General features: G+C 70.3%; 21 protein-coding genes. 15 read left to right on the top strand and 6 right to left on the bottom strand.

Annotated elements, in window-relative coordinates:
• Window positions 1-392: 392 nt before the first annotated feature.
• Window positions 393-986: a plastocyanin/azurin family copper-binding protein gene (locus VFZ70_17175; protein HEX6257545.1), complete on the bottom strand. Its 594-nt coding sequence runs from the start codon at window positions 984-986 to the stop codon at window positions 393-395.
• A gap of 682 nt (window positions 987-1,668) precedes the next feature.
• On the opposite strand from VFZ70_17175, the gene VFZ70_17170 reads away from it, so the two are divergent.
• From VFZ70_17170 to VFZ70_17100, 15 genes are all read left to right on the top strand, one after another.
• Window positions 1,669-2,232, top strand: coding sequence for a hypothetical protein (locus tag VFZ70_17170; GenBank protein ID HEX6257544.1), 564 nt, complete (start codon window positions 1,669-1,671; stop codon window positions 2,230-2,232).
• A complete protein-coding gene (locus tag VFZ70_17165) occupies window positions 2,229-4,424 on the top strand; it encodes a M36 family metallopeptidase (protein ID HEX6257543.1) in 2,196 nt (731 codons plus the stop codon). Before VFZ70_17170 ends, VFZ70_17165 begins: the two co-directional genes overlap by 4 nt.
• A gap of 63 nt (window positions 4,425-4,487) precedes the next feature.
• Window positions 4,488-4,850: a metalloregulator ArsR/SmtB family transcription factor gene (locus VFZ70_17160; GenBank protein HEX6257542.1), complete on the top strand. Its 363-nt coding sequence runs from the start codon at window positions 4,488-4,490 to the stop codon at window positions 4,848-4,850.
• Window positions 4,851-4,856: 6 nt separating this feature from the next.
• Window positions 4,857-5,213 (top strand): NADH-quinone oxidoreductase subunit A, encoded by a 357-nt coding sequence (locus tag VFZ70_17155; GenBank protein ID HEX6257541.1) that lies wholly within the window; start codon window positions 4,857-4,859, stop codon window positions 5,211-5,213.
• Window positions 5,204-6,268 (top strand): hypothetical protein, encoded by a 1,065-nt coding sequence (locus VFZ70_17150; GenBank protein HEX6257540.1) that lies wholly within the window; start codon window positions 5,204-5,206, stop codon window positions 6,266-6,268. The genes VFZ70_17155 and VFZ70_17150 overlap by 10 nt, the downstream gene beginning before the upstream one ends.
• Window positions 6,268-7,200 (top strand): NADH-quinone oxidoreductase subunit H, encoded by a 933-nt coding sequence (locus VFZ70_17145; protein ID HEX6257539.1) that lies wholly within the window; start codon window positions 6,268-6,270, stop codon window positions 7,198-7,200. The genes VFZ70_17150 and VFZ70_17145 overlap by 1 nt, the downstream gene beginning before the upstream one ends.
• A complete protein-coding gene (locus tag VFZ70_17140) occupies window positions 7,197-7,808 on the top strand; it encodes an NADH-quinone oxidoreductase subunit J (protein ID HEX6257538.1) in 612 nt (203 codons plus the stop codon). The genes VFZ70_17145 and VFZ70_17140 overlap by 4 nt, the downstream gene beginning before the upstream one ends.
• 94 nt (window positions 7,809-7,902) lie before the next feature.
• On the top strand, window positions 7,903-8,208 hold the full coding sequence (nuoK, locus tag VFZ70_17135; GenBank protein HEX6257537.1) for an NADH-quinone oxidoreductase subunit NuoK: 306 nt from the start codon (window positions 7,903-7,905) through the stop codon (window positions 8,206-8,208).
• A gap of 1 nt (window position 8,209) precedes the next feature.
• The gene (locus tag VFZ70_17130; protein HEX6257536.1) at window positions 8,210-10,129 is read left to right on the top strand and encodes a proton-conducting transporter membrane subunit; all 1,920 of its coding nucleotides are present in this window, start codon (window positions 8,210-8,212) and stop codon (window positions 10,127-10,129) included.
• Between the two features lie 4 nt (window positions 10,130-10,133).
• Window positions 10,134-11,627, top strand: coding sequence for an NADH-quinone oxidoreductase subunit M (locus VFZ70_17125; GenBank protein ID HEX6257535.1), 1,494 nt, complete (start codon window positions 10,134-10,136; stop codon window positions 11,625-11,627).
• 3 nt (window positions 11,628-11,630) lie between these two features.
• Window positions 11,631-13,067, top strand: coding sequence for an NADH-quinone oxidoreductase subunit N (locus VFZ70_17120; GenBank protein ID HEX6257534.1), 1,437 nt, complete (start codon window positions 11,631-11,633; stop codon window positions 13,065-13,067).
• 222 nt (window positions 13,068-13,289) lie between these two features.
• Entirely contained in the window at window positions 13,290-14,477 is a 1,188-nt protein-coding gene (gene pobA, locus VFZ70_17115) for a 4-hydroxybenzoate 3-monooxygenase (GenBank protein HEX6257533.1), read from the top strand.
• 259 nt (window positions 14,478-14,736) lie between these two features.
• Window positions 14,737-16,224, top strand: a complete 1,488-nt coding sequence (locus VFZ70_17110; GenBank protein HEX6257532.1) for a hypothetical protein — start codon at window positions 14,737-14,739, stop codon at window positions 16,222-16,224.
• A gap of 117 nt (window positions 16,225-16,341) precedes the next feature.
• Window positions 16,342-17,301, top strand: coding sequence for a hypothetical protein (locus tag VFZ70_17105; protein ID HEX6257531.1), 960 nt, complete (start codon window positions 16,342-16,344; stop codon window positions 17,299-17,301).
• Window positions 17,240-17,953 (top strand): hypothetical protein, encoded by a 714-nt coding sequence (locus VFZ70_17100; GenBank protein HEX6257530.1) that lies wholly within the window; start codon window positions 17,240-17,242, stop codon window positions 17,951-17,953. Before VFZ70_17105 ends, VFZ70_17100 begins: the two co-directional genes overlap by 62 nt.
• Window positions 17,954-18,016: 63 nt before the next feature.
• Here VFZ70_17100 and VFZ70_17095 read toward each other — a convergent pair whose 3' ends face one another.
• The 5 genes from VFZ70_17095 to VFZ70_17075 all read right to left on the bottom strand — a co-directional run bounded on the left by VFZ70_17095 (window position 18,017) and on the right by VFZ70_17075 (window position 22,251).
• Entirely contained in the window at window positions 18,017-19,936 is a 1,920-nt protein-coding gene (locus tag VFZ70_17095; GenBank protein HEX6257529.1) for a PA domain-containing protein, read from the bottom strand.
• A 187-nt stretch (window positions 19,937-20,123) separates the two neighbouring features.
• Window positions 20,124-20,660: a hypothetical protein gene (locus VFZ70_17090; GenBank protein HEX6257528.1), complete on the bottom strand. Its 537-nt coding sequence runs from the start codon at window positions 20,658-20,660 to the stop codon at window positions 20,124-20,126.
• A 31-nt stretch (window positions 20,661-20,691) separates the two neighbouring features.
• Complete coding sequence (locus tag VFZ70_17085) at window positions 20,692-21,144, bottom strand: DUF1772 domain-containing protein (GenBank protein HEX6257527.1); 453 nt, start codon at window positions 21,142-21,144, stop codon at window positions 20,692-20,694.
• Window positions 21,141-21,629, bottom strand: a complete 489-nt coding sequence (locus tag VFZ70_17080) for an SRPBCC family protein (protein ID HEX6257526.1) — start codon at window positions 21,627-21,629, stop codon at window positions 21,141-21,143. Before VFZ70_17080 ends, VFZ70_17085 begins: the two co-directional genes overlap by 4 nt.
• A 28-nt stretch (window positions 21,630-21,657) precedes the next feature.
• Window positions 21,658-22,251, bottom strand: coding sequence for an XRE family transcriptional regulator (locus VFZ70_17075; protein ID HEX6257525.1), 594 nt, complete (start codon window positions 22,249-22,251; stop codon window positions 21,658-21,660).
• Window positions 22,252-22,369: the final 118 nt, after the last annotated feature.

Genomic DNA, 22,369 nt, shown 5'->3' with positions numbered 1-22,369 from the left:
CTTCTCACGGGGTGCCCCTCTTGCACACGGACCGCGCCCGCCGCGGCCCTCGTGATCGCCAACCAAACCACGGGGCGTCATCAGTTGACAAGTGGCGAACGGGCACGGCGCGGGACCGGCCATCGGGGCGGCGCGGCCCCGATGGCCGCACCCAAGGCAGTTCGAGCCACCGGTGGCACCCCGACACCGCGGCCGACCCGGACCTCGTGGACGTGCGACTGACCGCACAGGAGAGCCGCATCCACCTGTGCGACGGCCGCGCCACCGGGATGTGGACACTCAACGGCAGCGTGCCGGCCCGATCGAGCACGCCGAGCAGATCATGCCGGCCGCACCGGGTCGTAGCGGCGCTGCCGGTGTCACGACGATCCGGCCGGACGCATCAGGCCCGGTCAGTCGGTGACCACGAGCGTCCCGCGCATCCCGGCGTCGTAGTGCCCCGGCTGGTGGCAGCCGTAGATGAGCTCACCGGCCGATGAGAAGGTCCAGGTCAGCGTCTTCGTCTCACCAGGCTGCAGCGCAAATGCGTTCGGCTCGTCATGCATCACCATCTCGCCCTCCGAACGCATCGCCTCCATCTCCGCCTCATGCTCCTCCTGCGTGTGCTCATCCCCGATGACGAACTCGTGGACCGCCTCGCCGACGTTGGTGACGTTGAAGGTCACGGTCTCGCCCTCGGCCACTTCGATCGTGTCCGGCTCGAAGCTGAAGCCACCCTCCTCCTGCGCCTCGACATCGACCGTGCGGTCGGCGTCGGCCGGGTCGGCGGGCTCACCGAACGCGAACGATCCTGCGTGCTCATCTGCCTCGGCGTCCTCGTCGTGCGCCATCTCAGACGACTCCTGCGCCATCTCGGACGACTCCATCGCCGTCTCCGACGCGACGTCAGGCGAGGAACCGTCATCAGGCGCGGTGGATTCCGCTCCACCGCAGCCCGCGAGCAGCAGCAGCAGCGCACCGCCGAACGACACCATCCGCTGGACCATCGTGGACCTCCAACCCGTCCGCTTGTCCTTCGACCCTGCGCCGATCAACCCGCTCGATCAAGGGCCGAGGACTCTTCACTGCGGGGCGATCAGCCCCTCCGACACGACACGTGCCCCGGTCGGACCGTCCCAACCGGGGCACATTGTGACACTGGGCCCCGTCCGGCGCGAGCGCGCCGAGCACCATGCCGCTGCGGTACGCCGCGAGCACCCGGAGAACGAGCCAGTAGATGGCCGTTGCGACCGCCAGAACCGGTCAGCCGACCGCAGGCTGAACCCTTCCACATGTGCGCTACCCACTACTTTACGTAGTGCTACGAGGTCCATGACTCATCTGAGCTAGTTGCCCCTTTCACCCCGTGCGGGTCGGCAGTACGCTCCAGTCGTCGAGCTGACGAGGAGACGCCGGGGGCACCTCGGATCCTCCGGCCAGGGGTCGTGCCGAGGGGGCCGCGATGAGCCGATGCACCACAACCGTCCGCAGTCTCGCGATCGCAGCTGCGCTGGCACTGCTGGCGACGCTCACCGTCGCCGGATCCGTCAGCGCGCAACGCGCGCCACAGGAGCCGCCGGAGATCGGGTTCCAAGGCGAGACGGGGATCCCGCGGACGTCGACCGACGGGGGCCTGCGCGAGCGCCGTCGGCGCAACAGGAGAGACTGGCGGCGGACCCCGACGCGCAGGTGCGGTGGAACGAGTTCGGAACGCCCCAGTCGCTGATCAACTACGAGGGGTTCCTGTCAGCCCGCCTGGATGGAGACGGCGAGAACGTCGCGCGGACGTGGCTGCGCGACAACGCCGCACTGTTCCAGCTGACGCCGGCCGCCGTGAACGACCTGACGCTCGTGCGGTCGACGCCACTCGGCGACGGTCGTGCCGTGCTGCTGACACAGCGGATCGACGGCCTGCCGGTGGCGGGCGGCGGACTGGTGTCGCTCGCGATCGTCGACGGGCGCGTGGCGTACGTCTCGTCGTCGATCGTCGGCGACCGTGGTGCGGTCGCATCCCCGTCGGTGACGGCTGAGCGCGCCGTGCGTGCCGCGGCTGCGGACGTCGGACGGCGGGTGGCGGCGGACCAGATCACGCGGCAGGGCACGGTCCGCGGCTGGGAGCGGCTCGCGGTCGACGGTTTCACGCATCCGGCCAGCGCGAGGCAGGTGGCTCTGCCACTGCCGCAGGGCGGCGTGGTGCCCGCGTACGAGACGTTCATCCTCGACAACTCCGCACCCTCGCGTTCACGCATGTGATCAACGCGCGGACCGGTCAGGTCGTGCTGCGCTACAACGAGGTCGACTACGCCGGCGAGCCGAAGTGGGAGCAGTTCCCCGCGTACCCCGGCCTCAACTACTCGAGCACCGACACCCGTGAGAAGTGGTGCTGGGAACCGGCACCCGACTGCGAGCGCGTGATCGCGCAGGATCCGGGCGCCACGCCGGTGGCCTGGGACGTCGATCCCACGAAGGGTCCGGCGACGCACACCACGCTGGGCAACAACGCGCGGAGCTACGAGAACTGGGACAACGCCAACCCGTTCTCGGTCGGCCGTCAGCCCGCGCAACGTCGCCTGCAGCGCGACTACCAGTACCCCTGGACCAACCAGTGGTACGAGCAGGGCTGCAGTCCCGACGTCTACAGATCCGGCGCCGAGAACGACATCGACGCCGCGACGTCGAACCTGTTCGCCGGCCACAACCAGATGCACGACTGGTCGTACCGCCTGGGGTTCACCGAGACGACGTGGAACGCGCAGGTGTCGAACTTCGAGCGTGGTGAGGACGACAGCGACCCCGAGCAGGGCAACGCTCAGGCCGGGGCGCGGGTGGGCGTGCGTGACAACGCGAACCAGATCACGCCGCCCGACGGCCAGGCGCCGATCACGAACATGTACCTGTGGCAGCCGATCGCCGGGGCGTTCTACGCGCCGTGCGTCGACGGTGACTTCGACATGACGGTCATCGGCCACGAGTACACGCACATGATCTCCAACCGGATGGTGGCCGGCCCCGACGACCGGCTCCGGGGGCTGCAAGCCAACGCCATGGGCGAGAGCTGGTCCGACCTGACGGCCATGGAGGTCCTCAACGAGTATGGCTGGCTGCCGGTCGCCGACGAGAGCCCCTACACGATCGGCGCCTACGTGACCCAGGACCCCGTCGCCGGCATCCGCAACTTCAACATGAGCGACAGTCCGCTGAACTTCAGTGACGTCGGCTACGACGTCACAGGCCCGCAGGTGCATGCCGACGGGGAGATCTGGAGCGCGACGAACTTCGACATCCGCCGCGACATGATCGCCCGGTACGGTGCGGGGTCGGCAGGCGACCAGCGCGCGTGTGCCGACGGGCAGACGCCGGTCGGTCAGTGCCCGGGCAACCGCCGGTGGGTGCAGCTGGTGTTCGATGCGTGGCTGTTGATGCCCGCCACAACGACCATGCTGGACGCGCGCGACGCGATGCTCGCCGCGGACGCTGTCCGCTTCGGCGGAGCCAACGCCGACCTGCTGTGGAACGCGTTCGCGCGCCGCGGCATGGGTGACGCGGCCATCGCGACCAGCGGCAACGATGCTGAGCCCGTTCCGAGCTTCGCGTCGCCGTTCGCCGACGAGGCGACCGTGACGTTCACAGCAAACGACGCGAGCGGCGGACCCGTCGCGGCCGAGCTCTACATCGGTCGATACGAGGCGCGCGCGACGCCGGTCGCCGACACGGACCCGGCGACCGAGCTGGGTGCGACGTTCGATCTGACCGCCGGGACCTACGCGTTCGTCGTCCGTGCTGACGGCTACGGCTCGACGCGCGGCACGGTCAGCGTGTCCGCGGGCCAGGTCCGCGACCTCACCGTCGAGGTGCGGGCCAACCTGGCATCGTCCCACCTGGGCGCGACCGCCTCCGGCGATGGCATCAACGCCGACAAGCTGATCGATGACACCGAGGCCACGAACTGGGCGGCGCTCGGAGAGCCGGTCGCCGGACAGCAGGTCACGGTGCGACTGGACCCGAGCCGGCCGTCGCACGTCATCCGGCGCGTGCAGGTCAGCGCGATGCTGCGCCCGGCCGACTCCGACGATCCGGGCGGTGACACCGGGGGACAGAGTCGCTTCTCGGCGCTGCGCCAGTTCGAGGTGTGGGCGTGCCAGGCCGGACCGACGGTCGACTGCACGCAGGACCAGGCGTTCACCAAGGTGTTCACGAGTCAAGCGGACGCCTTCCCGGCGATCGCGCCGCGGCCACGCGCACCGGATCTGATCATCCGCTCGTTCGCGATCCCGCGGACCCTTGCATCGGCCGTGCGGCTGGTCGTCGTCACCAACCAGTGCACCGGGACGCCCGACTACCAGGGTGAGCAGGACCAGGATCCATCGAACCCGACCGACTGCTCGACCGCCAGCAGCCAGGCGACCAACGTCCGTGCCGCCGAGCTGCAGGTGTTCGCGCGGTAGTCACCACACGCCGTTACCCCGACACCCACACATCCGTCAGGGTGTCGGGGTAATGTACCGGGCGTGCCCTTCGACCATGACCATCCCATCGATCCCGAGCGGGTCGCGGTCGCGCGCGAGCATGCGCTGACCGCGGATGACGGCGAGCGCGTCGCTGAGACGCTGCGGCTGCTGGCCGACCCCGTGCGGATCCGCATCGTGTCGGCGCTGGCCGAGGCCGATGAGCTCTGCGTCGGCGACCTGGCGCTGGCGCTGGACGTGAGCGACTCGTCGGTGTCGCACGGGTTGCGGTTGCTGCGCACGGCAGGCGTCGTGCGAAACCGTCGCGAGGGCCGCGTCATCTACTATCGATTGGCTGACCCGGTTGCCCACCGCGTGCTCAAACTGGTCGGGAACGGTGGCGCCAGCGACCTCGAGGGCGGGTGATCTGCCGTGCTGCCGGCGTTCCTTGCCTCGTTCACCGTCACCGCCGCCGCGGCATTGGCGACCGCGCTGTGCGTCGTGGTCGCCCGCCGGACGTCGCCGTACAGGTCGTCCGCGCCGCAACGCGTGCCCGTGCTCGGAGGCTGGGAGCCCGAGACCCACGCGTGGAGCCGGTTCCACGTGCGCTACTACCCCATGACGCTGCTGTTCATCGCCTTCGAGATGGAGATGATGTTCATGTATCCGTGGGCGGTCGTGTTCGTCGAGGAGGGCGTCAAGGCCCTCGCCGAGATGGGCATGTTCCTCGGGATCCTGTCGGTCGGCGTCGTCTACGGCTGGCGCGAGGGCGCGTTCCGATGGCAGTGACCCCCAACGAGGGCGAGCGGCAGCGAACCGACGTGGCCGTGGCGATCGCCGCAGGCGCCGGCGCGTGGGAGGCCACGCAGGAGCTGCGCGGTGTCCCCGGCGTGCGGGTGGTCACGACCCCGCGGCACGCGGCGGTGCTGCTGGTCGCCGGAACGATCGACGACGAGGACCGGGAGCCGCTCCAGCGGGTGCACGACCAGCTGCCGCACCCACGAGCGGTCGTGGCGTGGCGGCCGGCCGGCGCGGCGAGGGACGTGCCTGCACAGGTGGTCGACGAGGACCTGGACGCGGTGATCGCCCAGGTGCACCGATCACGATCGGTGGTCATCGCCGAGCCGGCGCGAGGCGCCCGGGACCTGCTGCCCGACACCGAGCCGAACGCGTGGCGGGGCGTCGGCCCGTTCGGGCAGGGCGGCGAGGGGATGATGGGCGGCACGCCGTACGGGCGGCCGATGACGATGACGGGCGACGACCGCGACGGGCTGGCGCTCGACCAGCTCGACCTGGTGCTCGGACCGTTCCTCGATCCCCTGCCCGGCCCGGTCACCCTGCACGTCACGCTGCAGGGCGACGTGCTGCAGGACGCCGAGCTGACCGTGCGGCGCGCCCGCGACGAATGGTTCGGCGAACCCGCCGACCCGGACCTGCGCACTGCACGCCGGCTGCTGCGCCGCACCGCCCACGGCCTGCACGTCGCCGGGCTCGACGCGCTGGCGTCCCGCGCCGCCGCGCTGGCCCGCACGGTGACCGACGACGCGGATCGCGCGCCGTTGGCGCGGGCAACCGCCGGGCTGTGTCGCCGCGTCCGCCGCAGCGGGCTGTTGTGGACCCTGCGCGGCGTTGGCACGATCGACGGGGGCGACGCGGCGCAGCGGTGGCGGCACCGGATCGCCACGCTGACCGCCGCGATCGACGGCTCGGTCTCGGGCGCCGCGCCGTCGGCCGAACCGTCGGCGGTCGAGGCCGCGGTCGTGGGCATGACGCTGACCGACGCGATGGCGACCCTGGCGAGCGTCGACGCGTTGCAGCCCGACGCCGTGGGAGTGCAGACGTGATGGACGCGGTCACCGTGGGCACGGGCCCCGCCGTGGTGCTGATCGCGAGTGTGCTCGCGATCGGCGCGTACCTGGTGGCGGTCGTCGACCGTGTGCTGTTCGCCCTGGTCGCCGGACGGCCGGTGCTGTGGTCGGTCGTCACGGGCCCGGCCCGGGAGGCCGCCGCCGTCGCGCGCCGGCAGCCGGTGACCACCGAGGCGCCCGACAGGATCCTCTGGGTGATGGCGCCGGCGGCCTACGCCGGGCTGGCCGCGATGGCGCTCAGCGTCGTTCCGCTGGGACCCGGGCTGGCCGTGGCCGACGTCCGTACCGGCATCGTCGTGTTCGGCGCCGCCGAGGCGTTGGCGATCGTTGCGATCTTCCTCCACGGGTGGGCGCCGAACTCCGCTCTGCCGCTGGTCGCGGGCTACCGCTTCGTCGGGGTCGCGCTGTCGTACGAACTGCTGAGCATGTTCGTCCTGATCGCCGCGGCGCTGCCGGCGGAGTCGCTGTCGATCGGCGCGATCGTGGCCTCGCAGGAACCGGTGTGGAACGTGGTCCGCCAGCCGCTCGGACTGCCGTTGTTCCTGATCGTCACGGCGGGCGTCACGTTCACCGGCCCGTTGGCCATCGTCGACAGCCCCGACCTGGCCGGCGGAGGCGCCGCCGAGGACAGCGGCGTGGTCCGGCTGGCGTGGGTCGGCGCACGCGCGGCGATGCTCGTCGCGTTCTCGGCCGCCGCGGCGGCCGTCTTCCTCGGCGGATGGCTGGGCCCGGTGCTGCCGCCCATCGTGTGGATGGCGCTCAAGACCGCCGCGGTGGCGGTGACCGTGCTCGCCAGTCGGCACCTGCTCGCGCGGGTCAGCCCTGAGCGCTTCGTCCACATCGCGTGGACCGTGCTGCTGCCCCTGGCGTTCGCGGATCTCGCGATCGCCGGGGTGGTGTCGCTGTGACGTCCGCCGCCTTCGCCGTCTTCTCGGCCGCCGCGATCTGGACCGGATGGCGGGTGTTCCGCACGGACTCGATGGTGCGCGCGTCGTTCCTGCTGCTCGCGTCGTTCCTCAACGTCGGCGCGCTCTGCGTGCTGCTGCTGGCCGAGTACCTGGGGACCGCGCTGCTGTTCATGATGACCGTCGAGATGGTCGTGATGGCGCTGTTCATGGTCATGTTCATGATGAACCCGGCAGGGCTCAACCCGATGAACATGGTGCACCAGCCCCGGTTCGCGATCGGCGCAGGGGTCGTCGCCACGCTCGGCCTCGGTGGCGTCGCGGTGGCCGGCGCATTCCCGGACGCGCCGGCCGCGCCGATCCCGGCGACAATCCGCGCGCTGGGCAGCGAGTTGCTGGGCGACTCGATGCTGGTGTTCGAGACCGCCGGCGTCACCTTGGTCGCGACGATGGTGTGCGCCGTGATGCTGTCATCTGCACGCGGCCGGTACGGCGACGACGACGGCGGCTCGGTCGCTCCACCGCTCGAACCGGATGGCGACCACCGTCCCGAGGACGATCTCGTCGACGACGGCGGCGGGCACGGCCACATGCACCACGGGGGGCACTGATGACCGCGCCGCAAGGCTTTCTGGGCCGTCGTGAGCCGAGCGTCGCTACGGCGGAGACGACGAGCTCTACGATCCGCCGAGCGGGGCGCGCACGATGACGCTGGTGACCGTGCTGCTGGTCGCCGCCGCGCTGATCGGCATCGGTGTCTGGGGCGCCCTGGCGCAGCAGACGTTCGTCATGATCATGATGGGCATCGAACTGATGGTGAACGGCGCGATCCTCGCCGGCGCCGGGGTCTGGGCCTACGCGGCCGGTGGTGTCCCCGAGGGGCAGGTGCTCGTGATCGTCGCCATGGCCGTTATGGCCGTCGAGATGGCGATCGGGTTCGCGCTCGTGGTCGCCGTCTACCGGACGCGTCAGGCCGACATGACCGAAGGCATCTCGACGTTGAAGGGCTGAGATGCTGCTCTCGATCATCTGGCTGCCCGCGCTGACGGGCCTCGCGCTCGGCGTGTGGCGTGGCGGATCGCGGCGCGCGCTCGGCATCGTGGCCTGCGCCGCACTGACGGTCACACTCGTGACCACCGCGTGGACGGCGTTGTGGCAGCCGTCGACGTCGCTCGGGTGGGGCGGGGGCTTGGTGCTGCGGCTCGGTGTCAGCGGCGTCAGCCGCCCTCTGATCGCGTTGGTCCCGCTGGTGGCGCTCGCCGTCGTCGCGTGGGCCGTAGCCCACGAGGACGCCGTTGGCCTGCCGCGGTTGCTCGGCCTGCTGGTCGCCTTCGTCGGCGCAATGGAGCTCGTGCTGCTCGCAGAGGATCTGCTGTCGCTGCTGATCGGCTGGGAACTGGTCGGCGCCGTCTCGTGGGCGTTGATCGCCCACGAGTGGCGCGGTGACGCGCCGGCGATGGCGGCACACGCGTTCAACGCCACGCGCGCCGGTGACCTCGGGCTGTTCGTCGCCGCGGGTGCCGCGTTCGCCGCCAGCGGTGGGTTGGCGTTCGCGGACCTGCCCGGGATGGAGGGGCCGGCCGCCCACGCCGTCGTCGCCGGTGTGCTGGTGGCGGCGGTGGCGAAGTCGGCGCAGGTCCCGTTCGCGCCGTGGCTGTTCTCGGCGATGGCCGGACCGTCGTCGGCGTCGGCGCTGCTGCACTCGGCGACCATGGTCGCCGCCGGCGCGTACCTGTTGGCCCGCCTGCATCCGGTGCTCGACACCGTCGGCTGGTTCGCTCCAACGACGATGGCCGTTGGCCTGCTGACCGCGCTCGCAGGCGGTGTCGTCGCCACCGTGCAGGACGACGCGAAGAAGCTGTTGGCAGCCTCGACGTCGGCCCAGTACGGGCTGATGCTCGTCGCCGTCGGCGCCGGCTACCCGACGATCGCGGTCGCCCACCTGATCGCACACGCGTTGTGCAAGGCCCTGCTGTTCCTGTCGGCCGGTGTCGCGATCGGCGCGACCGGGACGCGCGAACTGGCCCGCATGGGCCTTCGACGCAGCCTACCGGCGATGACGTGGCTGACCGCGTCGGGCACCATCGCGCTCGCCGCGGTGCCGCCGCTGGGCATGGCGTGGACCAAGGACGGCGTGGTCGCCGCCGCCGCGCACCACGGCACGTGGCTCGCCGTGGCCGTCATCGTCGCCGGCGGGCTCAGCGCCTACTACGCGGCCAGGTTCCAGCTGCTGGCGTACGGGACGCCGCGGGACCGCCGACACGTTGCGCTGCGCGATCGGCCGACCATGACCGAGCACATCGCGATCGGGCTGCTGGGAGCGCTCGGCCTGGCGCTCGGGCTGCTGTGGCTGCCCGCCGGCGGGCGCGCGCTGACTGCGGTCGTCGGCGGGGACCTGCCCACGCGGGCTCCATGGGAGCTGGCCGCGTCGCTGCTGGCCATCGCCGTGGCGAGCTACGCCGCGGTGGTCCTGCGTCGCCACGACCGGCTCGCCCACGCCGCGACCACGCCACGCGCCGACCGCGTCGCGACCTGGATCGGCCTGCCCGCGCTGACCCGCGTCGCCGTCGTGGACCCCACGTTGGCGGCCGCCGGAGCCGTGGCGCGCTTCGACGACGCGGTCATCGACGGCGCGGTGCGCGGGATCGCCGCCGTCGGACGCACCCTGAGCGGCCAACTGCGGCGCTCCGACGACCACGTGGTCGACGCCGGCGTGCGCGGCATCGCCACGTTCACCGCCTGGGCCGCGCGGGTGCTCGACCGCGTCGCCGAGCTGGGTGTCGACGGCACGGTCACCGGCCTGGCCCGCCTGATCGGCGTCGCGGGGCGTGACAGCCGCCGCGTCCAGACCGGACAGGCCCACACCTACTACGCGGCGATCGCGATCGGCACGCTCGTGCTGGTCGCCCTGACCGCGGCCTGGAGCATGTGAACCCGTGTTGACCCTGGCTATCTTCACGCCGCTGCTCGGCGCCATCACGCTGGTGGCGGTCCCGCGGTTGGACGAGCGCGCGTCGCGCCTGCTGACGGCGGTCGCGGCCGCCACACCGCTGGCACTGCTGTCTGGCGCGTGGCTGCGATTCGACTCAGGTGGCGACGCGCTGTTCCAGCAGGTCACCGACGTCGAGTGGATCCCGACTCTGGGCGTCGGTTGGCGCGTCGGCATCGACGGGATCGCGCTGGCGCTGGCACTGCTGACCGCGCTGTTGTTCATCGCCGCCGCCCTGTACCCCGTCGACCTGCGCGGGCGCCACCGGCAGTACCGGGCATGGCTGCTGTTCCTGCAGTTCGCGTCACTCGGGCTGTTCCTCACGATCGATCTGCTCGTCTTCTACGTGTTTTTCGACCTGAGCCTGGTCGGCATGTACTTCCTGATCGGCCGGTGGGGGCACGGCGACGCGCAGAAGTCGGCTCTGAAGTTCTTCCTCTACACGCTGGCCGGGTCGCTGGTGATGCTGCTCGGCTTCCTCGCGCTCTACCTGGGCACCGACCCGCTGACGTTCGACATGCGTGAGCTCATCGCGCAGCAGCCGCTGGCGGGTGGGGGCGCGCGGGCCGGGCTCGCGATGGCGGCGGTCCTGTTCGGGCTCGCCGTCAAGACCCCGCTCGTGCCCGTGCACACGTGGCTGCCGCCCGCCCATGTCGACGCGCCCGGCCCGGTGTCCGCCATCCTGGCCGGCGTGCTGTTGAAGATGGGCACCTTCGGAATGATCCGCATCCCGCTCGCGATGGCGCGTGAGACCTTCGCGGCCTTCGCGCTGCCCCTGGCGATCGTGGCGGTCGTCAGCATCGTCTACGGCGCACTCGTCGCGCTGGGTCAGATCGATCTCAAGCGCCGGATCGCGTACACGTCGGTCAACCACATGGGGTACGCGGTGCTGGGCGTCGCCGTCGCGGGGGCGGCGACCGGCCAGTCCGCCGCCAGGAGCCTGGCCATCACCGGGGCGGTGGTCGAGATGGTCGCCCACGGCCTGATCACGGGCGCGCTGTTCCTGCTGGCCGGGTCCATGTGGCAACGCACGGCCGACTACCGGCTCGACCACTACGGCGGGCTCGCGGGACCTGCGCCGCGGTTCGCCGGCGCGACCACCGTGGCCGCCTTCGCCAGCCTGGGGTTGCCCGGACTCGCCGGGTTCGTCGCCGAGTTCCAGATCTTCGTGGGAACCTTCGCGGTCTTCCCGGTCCTCGCCGCCATCGGGCTGCTCGGTGTGCTGATCACCGCGGCGCTGTTCCTGCAGCTGCTCCAGCAGTTGTTCTTCGGCGACACGCCCGATCGACTCACCGGCTTCGCCGACCTGGGCGCGCGCGAGGCAGCGGTGCTGGTCGGACTGCTGGCGCTCGTGGTGCTGATCGGCGTGTGGCCGACGTGGCTGCTCGATCTGGTGACGCCGACGTCGGGTCTGCTGCTCGAGATCAACGGAGCCGGGTGAGTCATGCGCGGCATGGGCGCGATGACGCCGGGCGACCTGGGGCCTGAGCTGGCACTGGTCGTCGGCGCCGCCGTGATCCTGCTGACCGCGATCTTCGTGCCACGGCGCCTCCAGTGGGTGACGACTCCGTTGGCCTGCGCCTGCGTCGGCGTCGCGGCGGTCTGGAGCGTGCGCCTCGCGATGACGGAGCCGCGGCTGGGGTTCATGGGCGACTGGGCGCTCGACCGGGTGACCACGGGCGCCGAGTTGACGATCCTCGCGGTCACCCTGGTGACGCTGGCGCTGGCACACCGCTGGATGCGCACCGACCCGCGCGCGGGCGAGCACCCGGCGATCGTGCTGTTCAGCGCCACCGGCGCCATGGTCCTTGCCGGCGCCGCCGACACGATGGAGATCGTGGTCGGCATGCTGCTCGTCTCGGTCACCGGGTACACGATGGCCGCGTACCACCGGGGATCGGCGGCCGCCGTCGAGGCCGGCATGAAGTACTTCCTGATCGGCGCGCTGACCAACGCTGTCCTGCTGATCGGCGTCGTGCTGCTGTTCGGCCTCACCGGTACGACCAGCCTCGCCGGGACGGCGGACGTGCTGTCGACCGGCGATCCGGATGCTGTCGTACTGCTGGCCGCCGTCGTGACCATCGGTGTCGGCCTGGCCTTCGAGATCGGCGCCACGCCCGCGCACGCCTGGGTGCCCGACGTCGCTCAGGGCGGCCCCGCCCCGGCCGCCGCGTTCCTGACCGTTGCCCCGAAGGTCGGCGCCGTCGTCGCGCTGTCACGGGTCATGCACGTGCTGCCGGACGCCGTCATCGACTGGCGTGTGTTCGTCGCCGTCCTCGCGGCGGCGACGATGACATTGGGCAACCTCGCCGCGCTGTGGCAGGACGACCTGCGTCGGCTGCTCGGCTGGTCCTCGGTGTCGCAGGCCGGATACGCACTGATGGCCGTGGTCGTGATGGAACGCAGTCCGACGGCGGCCGGCGCACTGGTGTACTTCCTGGCCGGGTACGCCGCGGCGAACGTCGCGGCGTTCGGCGTGGTCGTGGCGCTGCGCGGACGGACGCGGATCACCGACTACCGAGCGCTCGCGACGCGCCGTCCGGTGCTCACCGCGACGCTGGTCGTTGCGCTGCTGTCGTTGGTCGGCATCCCACCGTTGGCCGGCTTCGTGGGCAAGCTGACGCTGTTCACCGCGACCCTGCAGGGCGGGTACGGCTGGCTGGCCGTGCTCGCGGTGGTCAACACCGTCGTGTCGCTCTACTACTACCTGCGCGTCATCGGCCCGATGTACTTCGATGATCCCGCGGCTGACGAGCCCGCCCCGCTGCTGGGCGGCTGGGCGACCGCCGCAGCGGTGACCGCCGGCCTGGCCGTCGTCGCTGTCGGACTCGGCGCCGGGCCGCTGCTCGGTCCGCTGACGTCGGGCACGCTGCTGCCCTGACGACGACCGGGCGCAGCGCCGTGGAGCGGGGAGACTTCTCAACACCGAGCCGCGCACCTCTCCCCGACAACCCGTCCCCGTCCGCCAGCGGGGAGACTTCTCAACACCGAGCCGCGCAACTCTCCCCATGACAGGGCGCCGGCCGTTCGGTTGCGTTGGTACCGTCCACGCAACGCTGGTATCCGCGGCGTCGTCCCAGCGGATCGGTCGAGGAGTCGAAGGATGCGGACCCAGGTCGCGATCATCGGCGGCGGGCCGGCCGGCTCGCTGCTGTCGCTGCTGCTGCACGGCGCCGGCATCGACAGCGTCGTGCTCGAACGGCGCAGCCAGGCCTACGTGCTCTCGCGGATACGCGCCGGCGTGCTCGAGTACGGGACGTGTGACACCCTCCGCTCGGTTGGCCTGGGCGAGAGGATGGACAAGGAGGGGTTCCGCCACGAGGGCGTGAACCTGGCCTTCGGCGGGCGCACGGTGCGCATCGACTTCGCCGGCCTGGTCGACCGCTACGTCATGATCTACGGCCAGACCGAGGTCCAGCACGACCTCTACGACGCCATGGGCGAACGCGGCATCACGATCATCGACGACGCCGATGCCACGGCGATCCGCGGCGTCACGGGTGACGCGCCGTACGTCGAACTTGCTCGGGACGGGCAGACCGAACGCCTGGAGTGCGACTGGGTCGCAGGCTGCGACGGCCAGTACGGCGTGTCCCGCCGCGCCGTGCCCGCCAACGTCGTGTCCACCTTCGAGCGCGTCTATCCCTTCGGCTGGCTCGGCATCCTGTCGGAGACCCCACCGATCGACGATGAGCTCATCTACGCCCACCACCCCGACGGCTTCGCGCTCTGCTCCATGCGCCACGAGATGCTGTCGCGCTACTACGTGCAGTGCGCGGCCGACGCCGACCCCGGCGAGTGGTCCGACGACAGGTTCTGGACCGCGTTGACGACCCGGCTGCCCGACGACGCGGTCGCGAACCTGCAGACAGGGCCGTCGATCGAGAAGTCGGTCACCCCCCTGCGCAGCTTCGTCGCCGAACCCATGCGCCACGGCCGTCTGCTCCTCGCCGGCGACGCTGCCCACATCGTGCCGCCGACGGGCGCGAAGGGGCTCAACCTCGCCGTGTCCGACGTCGTGTACCTGGCCGACGCGCTGCGGGACTGGTACCACGACGGCTCGTCATCCGGCGTGGACGCGTACTCGGACAACGCGCTGCTGCGGGTCTGGAAGGCGGTGCGGTTCTCGTGGTGGATGACCACGATGATGCACCGTTTCCCCGCCGCCGACGACGCGTTCGACGAGCGCATCGCCGAGACCGAGCTCGCCTACCTGGAGGACTCTCGCGCTGCGCAGACCGCCTTCGCGGAGAACTACACGGGACTGCCCTACCGCCTGCCGTCGGACTGAGCTTGCACGCCCGCGCGTGTGACGAGAAGTTGAACGCAGCCATTGACGGGCTCACGCAGCAACTACTACGGTTTGTCATAGAGGGTGAACCGACCCGTGTGCGGCGCTGAGGGGGCACCACACGTGGCGGTCGACGATCGGCCGCAGGACGCTCCCGATCGGCTCCGTGCGCGGACAGTCGCAAAGGGGGTGGTCGCCGCTTCCGCAATCCGGGCGGTCCGCCGCGGCCGCCGTGTCGATCTCCCACAGGGGGACTGTGATGCACCTTCGCCCACGCCACCGCCTGCGCCGGCTTCCGTTGGCGCTGTTCACGCTCGTCCTGCTCGTCCTGCCACTGACGGCCGCGGCCCAGACCACGCCACGCGGACTCGAACGGGTCGGCGCGACCGACTACGACCTCGACTTCACGACCCGCAACACCGAGATCGAGATCCGCGACGACTTCATCTACGTCGGCAGCTTCAGCCCGCTCGACGAGAACGGCCAGTCGGCGTTCAAGGTCGCCGACGTGTCCGATCCCGCCAACCCGACGCTGGCGACCTACTTCATGTTGCCCGGCGCCGTGCTGGACACGAAGGTGAACGGCGACGTCGACCGCTGCGGGTACGGCGAGAACACGACCGGTGCGGACGACCCCGCCTGCAACACCGTGCTGGCCACTACGCAGGGTGCGCCCGACGACAACGACGGCGCCTGGTTGTTCGACATCCGCGATCCGGCGACGGCCGAACCGTGGGGCTACGACCCCGCCGCAGCGCTCGGTGATCAGGTCGCGTTCATCGACCGGGAGGGCGGATCCCACAACGGCTTCCTGTTCGGCGACTACGCGTTCCTCGGCGGCATCGACGAGGCCAGCTTCGAGATCTGGGACATCCGCCCGCTGTTCGGTGACACCCCCGCACCGCCCGAGCTGGTCGCGTGGTACTCGAACCTCGAGGACACCCGCTCGGTCCGCCCCGAGGTCGAGCGCGAAGAGTCCCATGACCTGTTCGTGCAGCGCGCCCCGGACGGTCGGATCTTCGCCTACGTCGCTGGCCCGCAGTTCTACGTCGTCGACGTGACCGACGTGGTCGAGGGCTCAACGACCGGCGACATCAGCGACCACCTGGTTGCGTTCAACAACTACATCAACGCAGACGGCACCGTCACGGTCGACGGCTACACGACCGGGTCCAACGGTCACTACGCCGAACCCACCGACGACGGCGCCTTCACGTACGTCGGTGACGAGATCCAGTGCGGCGACCCTGGGATCATCCACATCTTCGACACGGCGGACCTGCCCGCCGTGGGCGAGGAGCCCCGATTGGTGGAGGAGGTCGGCGTGCTCGACTGGCCGACGTCCAGCGCGAACCAGTGCTCGGACCGCAACGCCGACGACGCGAGTGGTGACCATCCGACCGGCAGCAACCGCAACGGTGAGACCACGAACTACGCGCGGACCGGGCACAACTTCCGGATCTACGGCGACATCATGACGCACGGGGCGTACTTCGACGGCCTGTACGTCTGGGACATCTCGGATCCGGCGAACCCGACGCTGCTGGCGCAGTACAAGGCCGCCGGCGGCCAGGAGTGCAGCGACAAGCGGCGCGAGACGCCGGAGGAGAAGCGGCTGTACCGGCTGTGCGGCTCGTTCTGGCAGGCGATCAGCGACGGCGATGCGGACGCGGTGCTGGCCGGTGAGCAGTACATCTACGGCTCCGACCGGTCAGGCGGCCTCGTCGTGCTGCGACTGCGCGGCTGACGTCCGGCCGGGACGGTGGCGGCGGGTCCGCGACGCCGTCCGCCGCCACCGTCCGATGCGACGTCCTCTCCGTGCCGATCCCGGTGCGGCCGGTCATCATCCGAGAGGGGAAGAACCATGCATAGACGGCAGGCAACGATCGCCGGCCTGATCCTGACGCTCGTGCTGGCGTTGATGCCGGCCGCCGCGAGCGGCCAGAGCCGGGAGGACAACAACGTCGGCGCTGGCGGCACACCGGGCACCGCAGAGAACCTCGAACTGGTCGGTCACGAGCCCCTGTTCGGCCGCGGCATGAACGCCGGCATTGCGCTGTACGGCGACTACGTCTACATCGGCAACCGCACAGACGGCTCCGACACCTGCGGGATCGGCGACCCTCGACGCGAAGAAGACCCCGACTCGTGCCCGCACGAACACCCCGGCGTGCTGATCGTCGACGCGTCCGATCCGACGGACCCCCAGGTCGTGGGCGAGATCGGACCACCGCTCGAGGGCAACGACGGCGAGACGTCGCGCGAGCTGCGCGTGTGGCCCGAGAGGGACCTGTTGATGGTGATGAACTTCACCTGCAGCGCGTTCATCCACGCCTGCTCGGGTACGCAGGTCACGCCCGAGATCCGCTTCTACGACCTCAGCGATCCCGTCAACCCCACGCTCATCTCGGGCTACGTGCCAACGACGGCGAACGGGCAGGTGCGCGCGCCCCACGAGATGTTCCTGTGGGTCGACCCTGACGATCCTGACCGTGCGCTGCTGTGGATCTCGCTGCCGACGATCTCGCTGGACTCCGACCGTCCCAACCTCATGATCGTCGACATCAGCGACGTGTCCGAGGGTGGCGACGCGCGACTGGTGGCGGAGGGGAACTGGAACCACCTGTTCCCGGGCACCGACGATCCGGCGTACGGGCCGCCGGACTGCGCGGTGTACAACTGCAACCTGGCGCTGCACTCGATGACGCCGTCGGGTCGACGGCACCCGGACGTACCTGGCGTACCTCGACGGGCACTTCCTGGTGCTCGACACGAGCGCGGTCGTCGGCGGTGTGGCCGACGGTGTGGTGCTCTCGCTCAATGACGACCTGCTCACGCCACCGGAGAATCGGCCGACGTGGGAGAATGCGAACCCGGCGCATTCGGCGGTACCCCTGCCCGGTCGGCCGTTCGCCCTCGTGACCGACGAGGTGTACGGCACCTTCACCGTGCCGAGCCATGGCTGCCCATGGGGATGGGTCCGCACGATCAACGTCGCGCAGCCACGTCGTCCCCACATCGTCGGGGAGTACCAGATCAGGCAGAACACCGAGGCGTTCTGCGAGACGCTCGCGCCGGACTCGCCAACGAACAGGCTGACCAGCTTCGCGTCGCACAACCCGACGCTGACCCGCAACCTGGCGTTCATCGCCTGGCACTCGGGGGGTCTGCAGGCGATCGACGTCTCCGGTCCCGCGAACCCGAAGCAGGCGGGATGGTTCTCACCGGAGCCGCTGACGTCGGTGGCCACCGAGGATCCCGCTCTGAGCCGCGGGCCGAACCAGGTGGTCGTGTGGAGCTTCCCGGTCATCTCCGAGGGGTTGGTCTACGTCGTGGACATCCGCAACGGGCTGTACATCCTGCGCTACACAGGCAAGCACGCACGGCAGGTCGACGCCGTCGAGTTCCTCGAGGGCGCGTCGAACCTCGGCGACGCCGCACGCATTGACATGAGCGCGCGTCCTCCGCAGCGCTGAGCCCGGCGACGCGAACGGGCCCGGGGTGCTCAGCTCCCCGGGCCCGATCTGCTCAGCTACGTGCTACGGGCAGACCCCGTCCTCGACGAAGATCTCGCAGTAGCTCTCGTCCATCTGGAAGATGTGCAGGCCCGAGTTGCGGTCGGACGCGAGGATGTACTCCTGACCGCCGATCTCGGTGACCGTCACACCCCAGAAGTTGGAGCCGTCGGGCGAGATCCAACGCCCGACCTCGGTGACGTTGTTGCCGTAGTAGTCGTCGACCGCGGGCGTCGCGGCCTCCCAGTCGGCCGCACCCGTCTCGTCCTCGGGCGGCTCGATGTCAGCGCCGGTGTTCAGCTCCACCACGCGCATGCCCAGCGAGTACCACGCGATGTACGCGACGTTCGGATCGTCGGGGTCGCCCTCGACGTTGTGCATCGTGAGGTCGCCGAAGCCCTCCGCGAACGCGGGGTCGTTGACCTGCGCCGGCGCGTAGTAGCCGAGCTCGTCCAGCGTTTCGCGGTCGAGCAGGTGGAAGTAGCCCCACCCGTCCCACTCGGCGGTGACGCTGACCGACTCACCGAGTGCGCCTACCGCCGGCAGTGCCGGGTTCTCGCCACCCGGGCAGTTGTCGGGGTCGTAGCCCTCGATGCCCAGCAGTTCGTAACCGACGGACCGTGCGACGAAGAGGAACGGGATGCCCGCCTCGGCGATCGGAGATACCGACGCCTCACATGGTGGGTCTCCGCCCTCGGAGTTGAACACGATGGCACCCTCGTAGCCCTCGGCCTCGGCCGTCTGCGCCTTCAGCGTGAAGGTGCAGCCACCGCGTTCGATCAACGCGATCGTCGCACCGTCGGGGTCGGGGATGTCGCCGCCGCACGCGGTGCCGACGTAGCGCACCTGTCCGACCAGACCGGTCTCATCGCTGATCTGCGGCACGTTGTCTCCCTGTGTGCCGTTGAACAGCGTGCCGGCGAACGTCCCCGACGTGATCTCGGCGACCACGCGGTACGGGTCGAAGTCCTCGTCACCCGCGAGGATCTGGCTGCTGTCGGCGTTGTAGACCGCGGCGTGCGCGTTGCCCTCAGGCGGGCTGAAGCCGTTGACGGGATCGGGGTCCGGGTAGGTCGAGTCGTCGACGAACATGGGGTTCGCGGGGTCGTTGACGTCGAGCGTCACGAAGCCGGCGTCCCAGTACGACACGACGGCTTGGAAGTCGCCGTCGCCGAGGTCCGTGACCCACACGTCGTGGTTGAACGACGCGGAGAAGGCGCCCGTGCCGTCGGACTGCTCGTCCTGCGCGTCGGGCCAGTCGGGCAGCCCGACCTCGGACAGCAGCTTCGGGGACTGCGGCTTGGTGATGTCGACGATGAAGACGTCCTGCAGTTCGTCGTCGTTGACACCGATCAGGTACGTGTTGTCACCGTCATGCCACGGATAGGTGTTGTGGACACCGAAGTCCAGGAAGTTGCGCTTCAGCGACCGCGGCTGCGTGGGGTCGGTGACGTCCCACAGGGCGATGCCGCCCTGGCCCTGCGTGCCGGACGGCACGGTGGTGCCGCACGGCTCCAGCGTATGGATGAGCACAGTCATCCCGTCGACCTCGACGGTCTTGACGTCGTTGACCCGCGTGTTCGGCGGCGACTTGACCATCGACACGGTGGTCGGGTTCTCCGGGTCCGAGATGTCGCTGATGTACACGCCCGATCGGTCACAGGTGGGCTCTTCGAAGGTGCCGACGTAGGCGTAGCCGCGCCCGTCGGCCCAGACGTCGGTGTAGCGTCCGTCGTCGACGCCGGCGAGCGTGTCCTGTCCGACCAGGCGCAGCCCGTAGTTCACATCCGGGTCGATGTGACCCTCGGCGTCGGAGTCGTGGCCGAAGTCGTGCAGCGCGTGCCTGCTGTCGTGCCTCGTGCCATCGTCCTCGCCGCCGGGATGTGCCAGTGCCAGGTTGCTCACGCCGAGCAACAGTGCGGCCAACGCCGCAACGATCGTCATGATGCGCCGATGCATGTTCCCCCCGGTTCGAGTCGATTTTCCGTCGCAGCGGCATGGCCCGGTGCCGCGCCGACCGGAGCATTCAATCAACGCTGGCGGGAGTTGACAAGAAGGTGACGACCGCGCCGCAAAGGGCGCGATCAGGGACGACCGTCGAGATGCACCGTCGTGCGCTGATCGACGACGTTCACGGGCGCCCGTTGACGCGCTCGGTGATGATCTCCTTGACGGCGTCCACGTCCTTCGGTGTCAGCACCGGCCACAGCAGCGTGTCGGTGCGCAGCTCGAGGCCCACGGCGCGCTCACCACGGCGGGCGTCGCGGTGGTACCAGTAGCGCGGCCAGGCGAACCCGTGCAGACGGAACTGCCGTCCACGGGTCAGCGGATGCTCGCGCACCTCGCGGATGCGGTCGTAGGGGATGCGGTGCCGACCGAACGGCAGGTAGTAGCCGCTGACAACGACGCCGTGCTGGTCCAGCGTGATCATGCGGTCGCGGTACAGGATGGGAGGGGTGCCGGGGCGCGCCGCCTCAGCCGCCTTGTGGGCCGCTGCCGAAGCCTTGTCGACGGCCGGCCGGGCGGGAGCCGTGCCCTGCCGCCACCCCTCCTCGACCCTGCCGGTGCCACGGTGCCATCGACGGCGCATCCGCTCGATCGGCACACCCAACGGTCCGGCCTCCAAGCGGGCCCACAACGCGCTCATGCGCGACAGCAATGCGTCCATGCACGCAGTATGCGCCGACCGGGCGCGGGGATCACCTCACGAGCACGGCGAGAACGAGCGCGACGAACGCGAAGATGTCCAGGGCGACGCGGGCCGTGTGCAGCCGGTGCCACGGTCGGCGGATCGCCCGCCACTCCTCCAGCGTGCCGTCGTGGGGGAACTGCTCGGTCCGACGGTTGCGCGGGACGTTGCCGATCAGCGTGGTCGCCAGCATGGCGATGAGCGCGACGGCGGCGAGCACCGCCGCGCCGAACCCGGGTTCACCGATCAGCAGCACGGCGGCGACGACGGTGACCGCGATCGTCGTCGTCATGACGAATGGCATGATCCTGCCGAGCCGACGGGTGAGCACCCGTTCCGCAGCGATCTGGGTCGGCAGCGGCAGCCGATCGAGGGCGGGGTGCGACACCGTCAGCGTGCTGAGTTCGTTGCCGGCGAGCAGCCCCGCGAGGACCGTCGCGAGGGTGAGGACGCCGACGGTCATCGCTGATCGTCCGGTGGCGAGGTGTCGACGTGTCCCTCCACGAGTCGCGCCAGCTTGCCCAGTGACATGGTCCACCCGAGCTCGTTGTCGGCCGGCGAGATGCCCGGAGGCAGGTCCTCGTGGACACCGACGATCTCGGTGTCGCCGTCCACATCCGCCAGCAGGTAGGTCACGGTCATCGGGCCCTGCATCGCGGGGTCGTCGGATTCGAACTCGATGCGTTGCACGACCTTGCGACCGGGCACCAACTCGACGAACGTGCCGTGATAGGAGTCGGTCCGCTCGCTGGTCTTTCCGGTGCCGATCGGGGCGTCATACGTCAGCGAGATGCGGAACGCGCCGCCCCGACGTGCATCGAACGCGTGCACGTGACTGGCCATCCCCTCGGGCACCATCCACCGCTCGACGGCCTCACCGTCGATCAGTGCACGGTAGACGTCAACCCGAGGGGCGCGGATCACGCGGGTGACGCGAGTGGTGGTCATCGCGGCACGTTACCTCACGACACGGTCGTCATCTGCCCGATGGGCGGGCACGGACGTGCATGCGCTCCCCGTCCGGACCGAACAGCGTGAGCAGCTCGACCGGCCCGGGTCCTGCGCTGCTCAACGCGTGCGGCACTCGGGTGTCGAACTCGGCGGCCTCGCCGGCGTCGAGCAGCAGATCATGCTCGCCGAGTTGCAGGCGCAGCCGGCCCGACAGCACGTACAGCCACTCATAGCCGGTATGGACCTGCAGCTCCGGCGCGGCGGCAGCGCGGTCCGCGCTCGGCGCCGGGATGACGATCTTGTATGCCTGCGGCGTGCCGTGGCTGCGTGTCAGTGGGTAGAACGTCCGGCCGTGACGGGTCAGCGGCCGCGTCCGGACCCGCGGGTCAGGCGCGGTCGGCGTGTCCACGAGCTCATCGAGCGGCACCCGGTACGTGCGCGCGAGCGGCAGGAGGTGCTCGAGCAGCGGCCGGCGCTGTCCCGACTCCAGGCGCGACAGCGTGCTGACCGAGATGCCGGTCGCCTCGGCGACCTGTTCGAGCGTGCGGTCCTGCTGTTGACGCAATGAGCGCAGTCGGGGTCCGATGGTCCGCAGCGTCGTTGTGACGTCGTCGTCCATCCAACCAGTCTCCTTCGGGCGAAGCCCACCGCGTGCTCGTCGAACCAGGCTCCATGACGTTTCTCGTCCGGCGGCGCCGGTCCACCGCGTGTCTCGTGGAACCAGGCCTCACGAAATT

This window comes from Euzebyales bacterium (assembly GCA_036374135.1).
In the GTDB taxonomy this organism is placed as follows: Bacteria; Actinomycetota; Nitriliruptoria; order Euzebyales; family JAHELV01; genus JAHELV01.
The sequence above is the reverse complement of the archived record's forward strand: the minus strand, read 5'-3'. Positions and strand labels throughout refer to the sequence as shown.

Bases quoted from the DNA above. Each gene is read 5' to 3' on its own strand.
- VFZ70_17175 (HEX6257545.1), bottom strand. From the start codon at position 986: ATGGTCCAGCGGATGGTGTCGTTCGGCGGTGCGCTGCTGCTGCTGCTC.
- VFZ70_17150 (HEX6257540.1), top strand. From the start codon at position 5,204: ATGGCAGTGACCCCCAACGAGGGCGAGCGGCAGCGAACCGACGTGGCC.
- VFZ70_17145 (HEX6257539.1), top strand. From the start codon at position 6,268: ATGGACGCGGTCACCGTGGGCACGGGCCCCGCCGTGGTGCTGATCGCG.
- nuoK (HEX6257537.1), top strand. From the start codon at position 7,903: ATGACGCTGGTGACCGTGCTGCTGGTCGCCGCCGCGCTGATCGGCATC.
- VFZ70_17130 (HEX6257536.1), top strand. From the start codon at position 8,210: ATGCTGCTCTCGATCATCTGGCTGCCCGCGCTGACGGGCCTCGCGCTC.
- VFZ70_17120 (HEX6257534.1), top strand. From the start codon at position 11,631: ATGCGCGGCATGGGCGCGATGACGCCGGGCGACCTGGGGCCTGAGCTG.
- pobA (HEX6257533.1), top strand. From the start codon at position 13,290: ATGCGGACCCAGGTCGCGATCATCGGCGGCGGGCCGGCCGGCTCGCTG.
- VFZ70_17110 (HEX6257532.1), top strand. From the start codon at position 14,737: ATGCACCTTCGCCCACGCCACCGCCTGCGCCGGCTTCCGTTGGCGCTG.
- VFZ70_17105 (HEX6257531.1), top strand. From the start codon at position 16,342: ATGCATAGACGGCAGGCAACGATCGCCGGCCTGATCCTGACGCTCGTG.
- VFZ70_17095 (HEX6257529.1), bottom strand. From the start codon at position 19,936: ATGACGATCGTTGCGGCGTTGGCCGCACTGTTGCTCGGCGTGAGCAAC.
- VFZ70_17090 (HEX6257528.1), bottom strand. From the start codon at position 20,660: ATGGACGCATTGCTGTCGCGCATGAGCGCGTTGTGGGCCCGCTTGGAG.
- VFZ70_17085 (HEX6257527.1), bottom strand. From the start codon at position 21,144: ATGACCGTCGGCGTCCTCACCCTCGCGACGGTCCTCGCGGGGCTGCTC.
- VFZ70_17080 (HEX6257526.1), bottom strand. From the start codon at position 21,629: ATGACCACCACTCGCGTCACCCGCGTGATCCGCGCCCCTCGGGTTGAC.
- VFZ70_17075 (HEX6257525.1), bottom strand. From the start codon at position 22,251: ATGGACGACGACGTCACAACGACGCTGCGGACCATCGGACCCCGACTG.